This window comes from Acidovorax facilis (assembly GCF_023913775.1).
In the GTDB taxonomy this organism is placed as follows: domain Bacteria; phylum Pseudomonadota; class Gammaproteobacteria; order Burkholderiales; family Burkholderiaceae_C; genus Acidovorax; species Acidovorax facilis.
The window spans coordinates 1-13,317 of the sequence record NZ_JAMXAX010000148.1; the positions used below are offsets into that span (position 1 = coordinate 1).

The 13,317-nt window shown below is 60.6% G+C and carries 12 protein-coding genes and 1 pseudogene; 7 read left to right on the top strand and 6 right to left on the bottom strand.

Annotated features, from left to right (window positions below; translation table 11 throughout):
- Positions 1-232: 232 nt before the first annotated feature.
- The 6 genes from NFX52_RS26100 to NFX52_RS26125 all read left to right on the top strand — a co-directional run bounded on the left by NFX52_RS26100 (position 233) and on the right by NFX52_RS26125 (position 5,098).
- On the top strand, positions 233-1,183 hold the full coding sequence (locus NFX52_RS26100) for a glycosyltransferase family 2 protein (RefSeq protein ID WP_252635880.1): 951 nt from the start codon (positions 233-235) through the stop codon (positions 1,181-1,183).
- Positions 1,180-1,854 carry a class I SAM-dependent methyltransferase gene (locus NFX52_RS26105; RefSeq protein WP_055401354.1) on the top strand — a complete coding sequence of 225 codons (675 nt, stop codon included), beginning with the start codon at positions 1,180-1,182 and terminating at the stop codon, positions 1,852-1,854. Before NFX52_RS26100 ends, NFX52_RS26105 begins: the two co-directional genes overlap by 4 nt.
- Positions 1,835-2,227 carry a GtrA family protein gene (locus NFX52_RS26110; RefSeq protein ID WP_082437597.1) on the top strand — a complete coding sequence of 131 codons (393 nt, stop codon included), beginning with the start codon at positions 1,835-1,837 and terminating at the stop codon, positions 2,225-2,227. The genes NFX52_RS26105 and NFX52_RS26110 overlap by 20 nt, the downstream gene beginning before the upstream one ends.
- 90 nt (positions 2,228-2,317) lie before the next feature.
- Positions 2,318-3,400: a GDP-mannose 4,6-dehydratase gene (gene gmd, locus NFX52_RS26115; RefSeq protein WP_055401358.1), complete on the top strand. Its 1,083-nt coding sequence runs from the start codon at positions 2,318-2,320 to the stop codon at positions 3,398-3,400.
- The gene (locus NFX52_RS26120; protein ID WP_252635881.1) at positions 3,393-4,340 is read left to right on the top strand and encodes a GDP-L-fucose synthase family protein; all 948 of its coding nucleotides are present in this window, start codon (positions 3,393-3,395) and stop codon (positions 4,338-4,340) included. The genes gmd and NFX52_RS26120 overlap by 8 nt, the downstream gene beginning before the upstream one ends.
- Complete coding sequence (locus NFX52_RS26125) at positions 4,337-5,098, top strand: glycosyltransferase (RefSeq protein ID WP_228898850.1); 762 nt, start codon at positions 4,337-4,339, stop codon at positions 5,096-5,098. The genes NFX52_RS26120 and NFX52_RS26125 overlap by 4 nt, the downstream gene beginning before the upstream one ends.
- 171 nt (positions 5,099-5,269) lie before the next feature.
- On the opposite strand, the gene NFX52_RS26130 is transcribed toward NFX52_RS26125, so the two are convergent.
- The 5 genes and pseudogenes from NFX52_RS26130 to argC all read right to left on the bottom strand — a co-directional run bounded on the left by NFX52_RS26130 (position 5,270) and on the right by argC (position 11,500).
- Entirely contained in the window at positions 5,270-5,686 is a 417-nt protein-coding gene (locus tag NFX52_RS26130) for an IS1595 family transposase (RefSeq protein WP_238385731.1), read from the bottom strand.
- A gap of 3 nt (positions 5,687-5,689) precedes the next feature.
- Positions 5,690-6,281: pseudogene (locus tag NFX52_RS26135) on the bottom strand (transposase); the annotation flags it as partial.
- Positions 6,282-6,482: 201 nt separating this feature from the next.
- Positions 6,483-8,282 carry a glycosyltransferase gene (locus tag NFX52_RS26140; RefSeq protein WP_055401364.1) on the bottom strand — a complete coding sequence of 600 codons (1,800 nt, stop codon included), beginning with the start codon at positions 8,280-8,282 and terminating at the stop codon, positions 6,483-6,485.
- An 81-nt stretch (positions 8,283-8,363) separates the two neighbouring features.
- Complete coding sequence (locus tag NFX52_RS26145; RefSeq protein ID WP_055401366.1) at positions 8,364-10,358, bottom strand: tetratricopeptide repeat protein; 1,995 nt, start codon at positions 10,356-10,358, stop codon at positions 8,364-8,366.
- A gap of 191 nt (positions 10,359-10,549) precedes the next feature.
- Positions 10,550-11,500 (bottom strand): N-acetyl-gamma-glutamyl-phosphate reductase, encoded by a 951-nt coding sequence (gene argC / locus NFX52_RS26150; protein ID WP_055401368.1) that lies wholly within the window; start codon positions 11,498-11,500, stop codon positions 10,550-10,552.
- Positions 11,501-11,602: 102 nt separating this feature from the next.
- On the opposite strand from argC, the gene NFX52_RS26155 reads away from it, so the two are divergent.
- Positions 11,603-12,490, top strand: coding sequence for a LysR family transcriptional regulator (locus NFX52_RS26155; RefSeq protein ID WP_207402293.1), 888 nt, complete (start codon positions 11,603-11,605; stop codon positions 12,488-12,490).
- Between the two features lie 152 nt (positions 12,491-12,642).
- Here the strand turns inward: NFX52_RS26155 and NFX52_RS26160 are convergent, their stop codons facing one another.
- Positions 12,643-13,242: a TetR/AcrR family transcriptional regulator gene (locus NFX52_RS26160; protein WP_156358835.1), complete on the bottom strand. Its 600-nt coding sequence runs from the start codon at positions 13,240-13,242 to the stop codon at positions 12,643-12,645.
- Between the last annotated feature and the right edge of the window lie 75 nt (positions 13,243-13,317).

Below are 13,317 nucleotides of genomic sequence, written 5' to 3' on the forward strand. Positions count from 1 at the left end.
TATCAACATGGCTTCACTCCCTGGGTGGATTGCAAGGACTCTATCAACTCCTTTAGAACCGCTCGCGCCATGAAGAGTGGATAGCGTTTGAAGTCTATGCAATCGTCCGGGATGTGACAGCTAAGGTGCTGGCTGCAAGGTTTTCTTGGAGTGGGCGTTATTTTGAAGTTCAGTAAAATGCGGGCTTTGGAAATCATTTGAAAAGAGCCTGCTAAGAGTCTAGAGGGGTATCATGAATTCGCCTGGCGTTTCCTTGTCCATTGTGGTGCCGGTCTACCGCAGCGAACCTATCTTGCCGCTGCTCGTCGAGAAGGTGCAGCAGGAAATCAGCCAGTTGGGGCTACCGCACGGTTTCGAGTTGATTCTGGTGAACGATGCAAGTCCTGACCAGAGCTGGAAGGTGATTCGCGATCTTGCAACACGTTACTCTTTTGTACGTGGCCTTTCTTTGCGGCGCAATTTTGGCCAGCACAATGCGACCATGGCGGGCCTGCATCAGGCCCGTGGGAAGATGGTGGTGGTGATGGACGATGACCTGCAGCACCCGCCAGAGGCTATTGCGCGCATGCTTGCGGCGCTGGAAGAGGGATATGACGTGTGTTACACGCACTACAACAATCGCCAGCATGCAATATGGAAAAAACTGGGGAGTGCGTTCAATGACTGGGTGGCTCGCCATTTGCTGGGGAAACCTCGTGGGTTGTATCTTTCTTCTTTCAAGGCGATACGGTCCGAGGTGGTTGCCGAGATTATTCGGTACGACGGGCCGTATGCCTATGTTGATGGCTTGATTCTGGATGTGACTCGCAATATTCATGTTGTCGGAATCAACCACCAAGCCCGGCACAGTGGGGAGGGGAATTACAACTTTCGCCGCTCGGTGTCGCTCTGGCTGAAAATGGCGACCAGCTTCTCCATTCTGCCACTTCGACTCGCTTCCTATGCTGGTTTCCTGCTTTCCGCTTTCAGCCTGTTGATGATCATGTATGTCATTGTGCAGAAGTGGATGTACCCGGAGATCCCCGCCGGCTGGTCGTCTTTGATCGCTACCATTTTGCTGATTGGTGGTGTCCAGACCTTGAGCATTGGCATGCTGGGCGAATATCTGGGGCGTACCTATCTCAAGCTGAACCATAAGCCCCAGTTTGTTGTGGCATCGCGCACCTGGGTGGAAGCGGCATGAGCAAGCCTGAGTTTGATCAATATGCGGCAGATTATGACCGAATGCTGAAGGAGGCGATGCCTTCGGGATTGGGCGAATCTGATTATTTTGCCGAATACAAGGTGAAACTTCTGGCGCGCCTCCTGGGGGGCGTTGCCCCGCGCCGCGTGCTGGACTTTGGCTGTGGTGCAGGGCGAAGTTTGCCTTATCTGTCGCAATTTTTTTCGGGGGCGGAATGCTGGGGGTACGATGTATCGCCGGAATCGCTGAAATTTGCTGCGCAAGCGGCCCCCAGGGCGCGCCTGAGTTGTGACTGGGACGTGATAGAGCAGCAGCAGTTCGATGTCATCTTTGCTGCCAATGTTTTTCATCATATTGTGCCCGCTGACCGTGTAGGGGCGCTGGAGCGTTGCCGCAGGTTATTAGCTCCTGGCGGGAAGCTCTTCCTGTTTGAACACAATCCGTTCAACCCGTTGACGCGGCGGGTGTTTGAACGTTGCCCATTTGATGCCGATGCAGAAATGTTCAGTCTCGGGCAGGCGCGGGAAATGTCCCGTCAAGCGGGATTCTCGCAGGAGACGCACGGCTACACCTTGTTTTTCCCCAAGCCCCTGGCTTGGCTGCGCGGGCTTGAGCCGTTGCTGACGAGGCTGCCATTGGGAGCGCAATATTATGTCCAGATGGCAAGTTGAAGCTCGGCTGCTGGCACGCTTTCTGAGCAGTGGGGTGGTCAATACACTGTTGGGATTTGCGGTTATTTTCACCCTCATGGCGGCGGGCGTGCATCCTCTTGGGGCCAACATTGCCGGCTATGCCACCGGTTTTGTCCTTGGTTTCTTGCTGTCGCGAAATTTTGTTTTTCGAAGCAATGGTCGGTTTGTGGTGCAAAGTCTGCGTTATTTAATGAGCTTTGCCCTGTGTTTTTCGTTGAATCTGTTGGTGCTGCAGATAGGGTTGCAATTTATGGCTGCAATTCCTGCACAAGTAATGGCTTCGGCTGCGTACACCTTCGGCATGTTCTTCTTGGCGCGTCTTTGGGTTTATCGGAATACACCTGAGAGGTGAGAGGCTTGTTTTTGTGAAAGCCAGGTTTGTGGTGTACTAGGCATATCATGCCCTTGCTGCAATTTGTTGAAAAATTATATTAGAGGCCAAATGAAAGTTGCACTTATTACTGGTATCACGGGCCAAGACGGCGCTTATCTTGCCGAACTGCTTTTGAGCAAGGGCTACGAGGTCCATGGCATCAAGAGGCGTTCGTCATTGCTCAATACCGACCGCATTGACCACCTTTACCAGGATCCCCATGTCCAGGGCCGACGGCTGTTTCTGCACTATGGTGACATGACGGATTCGTCCAGCCTGATACGCATCATCCAGCAGGTCCAGCCCGACGAGATCTATAACCTGGCGGCGCAGTCACACGTGGCGGTTTCTTTTGAGGAGCCCGAATACACGGCCAATTCGGATGCGCTGGGGCCGCTGCGCATGCTGGAGGCCATCCGCATTCTGGGCCTGGAGAAAAAAACCCGGTTCTACCAGGCCAGCACCAGCGAACTGTATGGCCTGGTGCAGGAGGTGCCGCAGAAGGAAACCACGCCTTTTTATCCGCGTAGCCCCTATGCGGTGGCCAAGCTGTATGCGTACTGGATCACGGTCAACTACCGTGAGGCCTATGGCATCTATGCCTGCAATGGCATTCTTTTCAATCACGAGTCGCCGGTGCGGGGCGAAACCTTCGTTACGCGCAAGATCACCCGTGCGATGGCCCGGATCAAGTTGGGGTTGCAGGATTGCCTGTACCTGGGCAACCTTGATGCCCGGCGGGATTGGGGCCATGCCCGCGACTATGTGGAGATGCAGTGGCTGATGCTGCAGCAGGACACGCCGGAAGACTTTGTCATTGCCACGGGCGTGCAATACAGCGTGCGCGATTTTGTGGATGCGGCCGCCCGTGAACTGGGCATCGCCATCCAATGGAGTGGCCAGGGCGTGGACGAGGTCGGGACCGATGCGCAGGGGCGGGTCGTCGTGCGGGTCGATCCGCGTTATTTCCGCCCGACCGAGGTCGAGACTCTGCTGGGCGATGCCACGTGGGCCAAGGAGAAGCTGGGCTGGGTGCCCAGGACTTCATTTGACGAACTGGTGGCCGAGATGGTGCGCGAGGACCTCAAGAGTGCCGAGCGCGATGAATTGGTCAAGAAACATGGTTTTTCAGCCTATGACTTCCATGAGTGACAACAGCCCGCGGCCCCAGAAGATCTACGTGGCCGGCCACCGTGGCATGGTGGGGTCGGCCATCGTGCGGCGGCTGCGTTCTGGCGGATATGGCGAGCCGGTCACACGTACCCATGCCGAGCTGGATCTGGCGCGGCAGGCGGCTGTCGAGGCGTTCTTCGAGCAGGAGCGGCCCGACTACGTGTTCCTGGCCGCCGCCAAGGTGGGGGGCATCCAGGCCAACAATACCCAGCGCGCCGATTTCATCTTCCAGAACCTGGCGATGGAGTGCAACGTGATCGAGGCGGCGCGCCGCAGTGGTGTGCGCCGGCTGATGTTCCTGGGGTCGAGCTGCATCTATCCGCGCGATTGCCCTCAGCCTATCCGTGAGGACTATCTGCTCACCGGTTCGCTGGAGCCGACCAACGAGCCGTATGCCATCGCCAAGATTGCGGGCATCAAGTTGTGCGAGGCGTTCAATCACCAGCATGGCACGCGCTATGTGTCGGTGATGCCAACCAACCTGTATGGACCGAACGACAACTATGACCTGAGCAGCAGTCATGTGCTGCCAGCCCTGATCTGCAAGGCCCACGAGGCGAAAGTGCGGGGAGATGCGGAATTGGTCGTCTGGGGCTCGGGGCGGCCCATGCGCGAGTTTCTCTATGTGGACGATCTAGCGGATGCGTGTGTGCGCCTCATGGAATGGGGCGTGGGGGAGGGCATCTACAACATTGGGACCGGTGAGGACGTGACGATCCGTGAATTGGCGGCCACGGTGATGGAGGTCGTGGGTTTCCAGGGCGGGATCGTATTCGATGCCAGCAAGCCTGACGGCACTCCGCGCAAGCTGCTCGACGTGGGTCGCATGCGCGAGAGAGGGTGGACTGCTTCAACACCGCTGCGCGAGGGAATTGCATTGGCGTACGACGATTTCCTGCAGCGTTACGGGTCCGCATGAGCATGGCTCAGGCGCTGGTGACCGTTGCCGTGCCGTCGTTTCGCCAGGGACGCTTTCTGGACAAGGCCTTGTCTTCCCTCTTTGCGCAGGACGTGCCGGTGGAGGTTTTCGTCCTAGATGGCGGGTCTGACGACGAGACGTTGGCCGTGCTGGAGCGGTGGAAAGGCCGGCTGGCGGGCTGGCGCAGCCATGCCGATGGGGGACAGTCCGAGGCCATCAATGAAGGCATAGCCAATGGGCGTGCGCCCTATGTCTGCTGGCTCAACAGCGACGATTGGCTGCTGCCCCAGGGGCTGTCGCGCCTGATTGCGGCGCTGGAGCAAGCGCCTGGTGCGGCGCTTGCCTATGGTCGCACGTGGGACTGGATGGAAGCGACAGGCCGGCGCCGCCACTCGCTGGTGCTGCCCTTCAGCGAGTGGGCGATGGCGCGGGTCAATGTCATTTCCCAGCCCGGCACGCTGATGCGGCGCAGCGCCTGGGAGGCGGTTGGAGGCGTTGACGCCAGTCTGCACATGGCAATGGATTACGACCTGTGGTGGCGGCTGTACCGCTATGCAGGCTCGCCGGTGCGGATAGCGGACATGGTGGCTGTCAATCGCGTGCATGGTCAAACTAAGACCAATAAGCATCGTCAGCTGCATTATCAGGAGGCGATGGCCGTGGTGCGGCGGCACCATGGCAAGATTCCGCTCAAGTGGTGGTTAGCCTACCCCTACGCGGTGTGGTGGCGGGGCTGGCGTGGATCGGCGGGGCAGTAGGGTTGCCAGCCAAAGAATGCTGCCCAGGCTGACAATGTCATCCCTTTTGACACGCGGCAACAGGCAATAGGTCCTGATTAGCCACTTACCTCAGATACCCGCAGCAGCTTCAAAGGCAGTGGAGGAGTAGTCACCAAGGCCCTCAACAGTCTGGGCAGCATGGCAGGCAGATCAGCGGCGGTTGAATCGCCAGCAAAACTCGGCTAAGTAGCGCTGGGCATACCTGGTGTGATCAAATGAGTGATAGGTCCCTGCCGTGCTGGTCTTGAGGTTACCCAGCAAGGTGTTCACCCAACGCAGCTGGGGTGTCTGCGCCCCCTGGCGCCCACCTCCAGTCATAGAGCGCTCATGCGTGGCCTGGGCCTGGCTGGCGCACCTGGGCAAAGGCAGCGTGCCATCGCTGACCACGTGGCAGCCCGCAGCCAGGTGGCGACTGGCCCATTGCCGCATGTGCTCGTTGGTGAAGTCCGCCACAGGCGTCAGGCGCATGTACAGGGGACTGCCATCGACGCTTGTCTGCACCGCAGCGACGAAGGCCGTCTTGTTGGCCGCCTTGGGCCCGCCGTGGATGTGGCCTGTTTGGGCCATTTGCAACGGCACCCGCTGCGTTGCCAGCCGCTTGACCCGCTTGCGCTGGCGTACGGCAAGGTCGGCTTCGCGATAGAGCCGATACACACGCTTGTGATTGACGCCCGGAAACTTCGGGCGCAGCAGGTCATGGATGCATCGGTAGCCAAAGCGTCGGCGGGCCTGGGCAATCTCGACGATCCTGCCTGTGAGTCACGGGTGGCTGCGTCCACCTCGGGCGGGAGAAGGTAGCTGTCGCGGGCGAGCCCCACGAGGCGGCAGGCGCGACGCTCGGACAGATGGTATTCGGCAACCATCTGTGCGATTGCATCGCGCTTGGCACGTGGGGCTAGCGCTTTACCCCCGGGACGCTCTTGAGCGCGTGCATGTCCAAGTGCGCCTCGGCCAACAGCTTCTTGAGCTTGGGGTTTTCGGCTTCGAGCTCACGCAGCCGCTGCGCCTCTGATGCCTGCATGCCGCCGAACTTGGCTCGCCACTTGTAGACGGTCGCGTCGCTGAAGCCGCCACTGCGGCACAGCTCCCTGATCGGCATGCCCGCCTCGGCCTGCCTGAGAAAGCCAATTATCTGCTCCTCGGTGAATCTGCTTTTCTTCATGTCCGTCATTCTCCTGGTGGTTGACGGACTTCACTAACTTCAGCTTGGCACGGCTGGCATGAGGCAGGTCACCGCGGCTCAAAAGAGTCCGAACATGCGCTGAGAGCTTCGGAAGCGCGGCGTTCTGGCGCCTCAACCACCATTGGGGTGTTAGCGAGAATCAAGGTTTTTGTATAAGACTGGACGCCGGAGTATGGCTATTCAAGACTTCCGTCCCGTGGGCATTTCCCACTGAGCCAGACACAGCAATGTGGTTGCAGCCATGTACTTCGCTACGCTGAACCAAGAATTGAAGATGCGCGACTTCCCTTCAATGCGCAAATTCATCGATACTGGTACTTCCGCAATCGTGAGACCTGCCCGGCGTATCAAAAGCAGGGCGCCAAGATCCTGATAGTCCAACAGCGTGGCTTCGCGAGAGGCCAATACGTTCATGACGTTGCGGTTGTATAGCCGAAAGCCGGAAGTCAGGTCGCGCAGATCGAACCCCGCCAGTTGGCGAAACCAGCGCCAGGCGAGTTGGCGTAGCTTGCTGGCGCGCTCCGGGAATGCTCCGACGACCAGATCGGCATGATCGCGTGCCTGAAGCAGCGTGGGTATTTCCTGTACTTCATGCTGCCCATCGGCATCCATGGTGATGACTGCTTGGTAGCCATGCAGCAACGCATAGCGAATACCCGCTTGCATGCCACCCCATGCGCCCATGGGGAGCACAGGATTCAGCACGCGGGCACCTGCCGCGCTGGCAATGGCTGCCGTATCGTCCGTGCTCTGGTCATTGATGACCAGCACATCGTGCCAGCCCTGCGCATGCAGATGCTGCAGCACGCTGCCGATGGTGCCGGCTTCGTTGCGCGCGGGGATTACCACCAGGAGGTCCTTGCCCCGAGCCGGTTTTTCCGCCTCTGGGGTCACCAGCTTATAGCTGGTGGCGAGCGCTTTTGCGCAGGCGGCAATCGAGAAATATTCAAGCAAGGCACGCTGTCCCGCCGCACCAAATGCCGCGCGTTGTTCGGGCAGGTCTTGCAAGTGCTGGAACGCCGCCCGCCAGCCCGAAATACCGTCTTCCGGGGGAACGCGCAAGCCAGCATCGGCCTTTGAGACGACCCAGGGCATGCCGGATCCGGGCAGGTCGCTCACGATGCAAGGCCGGGCATGGTGCATGGCTTCTAGCAGCACCATTCCGAAGGCCTCGGTCCGTTCGCACGAAGCAAGGCAGAAAACGTCACAACTCTGAAGCAGGGCATGTTTCTCGTTGTCACCCACGTTCCCCAAAAGGCGCACATTGGGCGGCTCGCCGGACCGGGTTTGGGTTGCAATGAGGGTCTCCAGCTCTTGGCGGGACTCGCCTTCTCCAATGATCAGCAGTTCCAGCCCTGGCTGGCCCGTCACAGCGCGGACCAGTGTCTCAAAACCTTTGTAGTAGGTGAGGCGCCCGATCGACAACAGGCGCAGTGCGCCGCAATCTTCGGCTGACCAGCTTTTCAGCGGTTCGGTGTCGTCGGGTGGTGCCGGGTTCGTGCAATCCAGGCCCAGGGGAACTACATCGCATTTGTCCCGCCATGTTCGAAGCGGCTCGCTGGCTTCCAGGTAAGGCGTGGATGTGGCAATGACCCGCGCCGCCTGGCTGAGTACGGCTTGTTCAAAAGGCCTGTAAAGGCGGTAGGCGATGGCAACTGCCGTGCGGATGCGTGATACCACCACGTCGGAATGCCAGTGCACCACCCACGGAATGTCGCGCGCCTGCGCCAGGGTGAGCGCCCAGAAAACAGAGTTGTTGGGCATGTGCAGGTGCAGCACATCAGGCTGGATGCGCTGAATGGCCTGTGCCAGGGCTCTTCGAAATCCCAGTGCGATGGGTGCGTAGATCACGCTGAACTGCACAGGCACCCGCTGCAACCAGACGGGATCATCGGGCAGGGGATCGCCGTGCACCAATGCATGGACATCCAGGCCCTGGCGCCGCTGCTCTTGAATCAGGTCGGCAAGAAACACTTCCATCCCCCCTCGGTGTGGGGGATAAAACTTGCCAATGTGTAATACGCGCAAAGTCACAGCCTGCTTGTCTGGTCGCTACTTGTGCTACTTCTTTGGGGCAGCGATGACGGCACGCATCTGGTTGTACTGCGGGTTCCGAGGGTCCAGCTTGATGGCCTGATCGATGTCGCTCAAGCTTGCTGCCTGCTGGCCCGCCCGGTGGTGGGCGATGGCGCGGCCGTAGTAGACCGGGGCGCCGGGGTTGGTGGCAATGAGTTGATCAAACACCTCAATGGCTGCCTTGGTTTCGCCTTTGCCCACCCGTGCCATGCCAAGGCCGAGCAGCAGGCGCGGATCTTTGGGGTTTGTCTGCAGCAGCACCTTAAACCCGCTGATGGCCTCGTCATACCTTTGCAGGGCCATCGCGGTCTCCACCAGCCGTATGCGCACTGTGGGTACCGTACTCTGCAGTTGAGGATCTTTTTCAGCCTTGGCCACGGCAGTGTGGAAGCTCTCCAGCGCAGGTGCAAGTTGCCCCAGCGCTGCTTGGGATTCGCCTCGGTGGTAATACAGGGCGGGCTCTGCGTACCCCTGCGCCTCTGCCGCGGCAAAAGCCTGAAGTGCTTCCGCGTGCTTTTTCTTGAGCTGCAGAACCACGCCCGCGTTAAAGCGTGCACTGCGTCCCAGTTCGCCCAGGTCTCCAAGGGCTGCCGCAGTAGACAGGTTCCACTGCGCTTGGTCTGTCATGCCCTTGCGCAGGTAGTAGGCCCCCAGATTCAGAAAAGGGCGGCTGCGCCCAACGGCATTGGCGGGGGCTTTGACATCGATCTTCTCGGCAGCATCGGTCCATGCGGCCACTTCGTCGCTCAAAGAAAGGTTGCGCTCCAGGGCCAGCGCCCCACACAACAACCCCAGCACAGCGCCAAGGGCATAGATTGCTTTGGGCTTGAAGCCGGTGAGCACAATCGCCAGCAAGCCAGGAAGCGCCACTGCCCACAGGTAGCTGCGATAAAGCACAAAAGGGTCTTGCACCCAGACGGTGATGAACTCCGTGGCAAACCACAAAAGTGGAAAAAGAAGGAGTACCGCAGCAAGACTCAATGCGCCTGTGCGACGAAGCAGCAGCCACGCGGCCCCTGCAAAGAGCGCCAGATATGCCACCGCGCCAGCCAGGTGCCAGGACGATGCAAAGCCCAGCGGAAAGGCGGGACGCAGGTCGATAGACATCCAGCCAACATAGGGCACGATCCAGAGCAGCCCGTATGCAAAGAAGAGCCCTGCTTGATTCAGGATGCTCAGGGGAAAAATCTGCTGCGTAATGCCCGGGCGAAGCGCTTCGAGCTGCTGCGCAAAGGCCACAGATTGCGCATCAAAGAGCTGACCAATCAAGTCGCCGCGAAAGTGCAGCAGTGCGGCAGTGGCCACGCCCATCAGCAAAAGTGCAGCACCCAACACGACGGCAATGCTCTTCCAGCTGGGGCGCCGTATGTGGATGTAGATAGGAATGGTCAGGGCGGCGGTCATCACAGCATGCTCTTTGGACAACATGGCCAGCAGATAGGCCAGCAGTGCGCCTGCGTACCAGACCATTCGCTTGGTTTGCAGCCCACGCACAAAGGCCCAGCATGCGAGCACGGCAAACAGGGTTGCCATGAGGATGGATCGTTGGATCAGGTAGCCCACCGCGTAAACCGCCATGGGGTGGAGTGCAAACAATGCCACCCCAACCTGCAATGCAGCCCTTTGCGATGCGGCAAAGTGCGCCTGGTCCTCCATGTCCTGCGGGAAACGGGTGCTGGCCATCAGCGCTTTGAAGAACGCATACATGGCAGCCACCACACCCAGGTGCAAGGCAATGTTGACGATGCGTTGCTTCCACCAGCCAGCGCCTGCGATCTGGTCGACCCAGACGAAGCTGCCGTACGAGACCATGCGCGCCTTGAGGTCCAGCAGGCTGCCGTAGCCACTAAAGATGGAGCCTTCCGTGAGCCGAATGTCGTCAAACAGCAGCTCGTTGTTCAGTCCTGGCACATACACGCCCAGCACAGCCAATACCAAAACCAGGGCGAAAAAGTAGGGGGCTTTGCCGGATTGGGCCATGGAAGGGCGTTTGGAGGAGGGCCAGAGCCCAGGTGGGACGGTAGACCAAACCAGTTTAGCAGACCAAAAAACGTCTCAAATCGTGAAAAATGTCGCAGAAGAGAGCCGTTTGATGGAGCGCGCTGCGGTGGTTTGTAGTGCCGGTCGCTTTGGGCGTGACCGCATATATCTGTCTTGTCTCCGGACGGCGGTTACGGTTGGGATTTCTGTGGGCCCCGTCCGATCATCAAATCCAGGTTCTGAACAGCCGCCCCCGATGCCCCCTTGCCCAGGTTGTCGAACACGGCAGTCAGCAGCACCTGGCCATGGCGGGCGTTGCTGAAAACGCCCAGCTGCAGCTGGTTGGTGCCGTTGAGGGCCTGCGGGTCCAGGTGCTGGGTGTCTTGCGCTTGCGCCAGGCCCAGGACCTCAACATGGTCCGCACCGAGAAAGTGCTGGGCCAGGCAAGCGTGCAAACGCTCTCCGGTGGTGCCTGCGGGCAGTTGGCGCAGATGGAGCGCAATGGTGAGCGCAATCCCCTGGCGGAACGAACCATAGGCCGGAAGAAAAAACGGGCGTTGCGACAGCCCGGCATGCAGGGCGATTTCCGGCGTGTGCTTGTGTTCCAGGCCCAGGCCGTAGAGCTGGAAGGCCGGGGCGGTGGCAGCGTTGGGGCCTTCATGTTCGTCCACGCGAGCCCGTCCGCCGCCCGAATACCCCGACACCGCGTGGATGGTGATGGGAAGGTCAGCGGGCACGAGCCCCGCCTGCACCACGGGCCGCAGCAGGGCGATGGCGCCCGTGGGGTAGCAGCCTGGGTTGCTGACCCGCTTGGCGCCTGCAATGCGTGCGGCCTGTTCTGCGCCCATCTCTGGAAAACCATACACCCACTGCGGGTCCGTGCGGTGCGCCGAGCTGGCGTCGATCACGCGCACGGCGGGGTTGACGATGGAGGCGGCTGCTTCGCGGGCAGGGGCATCGGGCAGACACAGGATGGCGATATCGCAGCTGTTGATGGCCTCGGCGCGGCGGGTGGCGTTCTTGCGTTCGGCCTCGGGCAGGGTCAGCAGCTGCAGATCCATGCGGCCACGCAGGCGTTCGTGGATCTGCAAACCGGTGGTGCCTTGGTCGCCATCGATGAAGACAAGGGGTGGGGTGGTCATGGGGCGGGTTCCTGCAATGGAGGGGATGTGGAATCTTCGGTCCCGGTCTAAACTTTGAAAAGTTGAATTTCACAAACATCAGGATCAGGTTTACTGAACGTCATGCGCGAACTCAATCTCGACCGGCTGCGCACGCTGGTCACCATTGCCGACCTGGGCTCCTTCGCAGAAGCCGCGCGCACGCTGCACCTGGCGCCGCCCACGGTGAGCCTGCACATTGCCGATCTGGAAGCCCACATCGGTGCGCCATTGCTGGTGCGCAAGCGGGGCGAGGTGCGTCCTTCCGCCGTGGGTGAGGTGCTGGTCGAACGTGCCCGGCGCTTGCTGGCGGATGCGGATGAAGCGATGGACCTGGTGCAACGCCAGGTGCAGGGGCTGGCGGGGCGTGTGCGCCTGGGCGCCTCCACGGGGGCCATTGCGCACCTGCTGCCCCAGGCCCTGGAGGCGCTGGGCCAGCACCACCCCGGCATCGACGTGCAGGTGGCCGTGCTCACTTCGCACGAAACCATGTCGCGGCTGGCCAATGGTGTGCTGGATGTGGGCCTGGTGGCCCTGCCGCAGGCCGCCCTGCGCGGTGTGGCGGTGCTGCCGTGGCGGCGCGACCCAGTCATGGCGTTTGTGCCGTCCACTTGGCCTTCGTCCGCGCGGGTCACTCCCGGCTGGCTGGCGAGCCAGCCGCTGATCCTCAACGACGATGGCACCAGCCTGTCACGGCTGACGGGCGAGTGGTTTGCGCAAGCCGGCGAACACCCCAAGGCGCGCATCCAGCTGAACTACAACGACGCCATCAAGAGCCTGGTGGCGGCAGGCTATGGTGCAACGCTGCTGCCGCAAGAGGCTTCCACCTCCGTGCCACTGGACCCCCGCATCCGCATGCTGCCGCTGCAGCCCCGCCTGTGGCGGCCGCTGGGTATCGCGCACCGTGCGGGGCCAGTCGAGCGGGCCACCCAGCATGTGCTGGATGTGCTGTGGCAGCAAAAGCAGGGGTAGGGCAGTGGCAAGACGGGGGGGCGCCGCCCATGCCCGTCGTGTTGCTCACCATGCGGCGCAAGATCGGATGCGAAAATTACAGATAAAAATCTGCTCTAGCGCTTATCTATAAGGCGCAAGTAGCTATCAATATAGTAGCGTTGGTGGCTGCTTCAGAGGGGGTTCTCCGGCGCCAGCGCGCTGAGCACCATGCGCACGATCAGCTCCTCGGCCTTTTCGTAGTCGCGTTCGGTCAGTGCCGGTTTGCCCAGCAGCAGGGCGAACTGGGCCTCCTGCTCCGCATAGGCCTGCGTGACCGACCAGATGATGAACATCAGGTGCGTGAAGTTGACCTTGGCGATGCGGCCTTCTCGGGCCCAGCGTTCGAAGGTGCGCACCTCGGTCTTGAGCAGCGGCGCCACGCGCTCGATGATGGCGTTGCCATAACGTGGTGCACCGGCAATCACCTCTTTGGTGAAGACCTTGGCGCCCTGGGGGCGCGTGCGCGAATACTGCAGCTTGGCGCGGATATAGCGCCGCAGCGCCTGCTGGGGGTCGTCGCTGTGCGACAAGTCTTCCATCCCGGCCAGCCACTGGGTGAGCACGTCGTCGAGCACGCGTTGGTACAGCGCCTCTTTGCTCGGAAAGTAATACAGCAGGTTGTGGCGGCTGATGCCGATGGCGGCTGCGATGTTTTCCAGCGAGGCGCCCTCAAAGCCGAACTGCGCAAAGTGGTTCTCGGCCTCAGTGAGGATGCCCTGTTCCTTCAGCAAGCGCGAGGCGGTGGGCGCGCGGGGCGTTGTCTCGTCGCTGGAGGTGGCGCGCGTTGTCCTGGGAGCGCGGGGGGC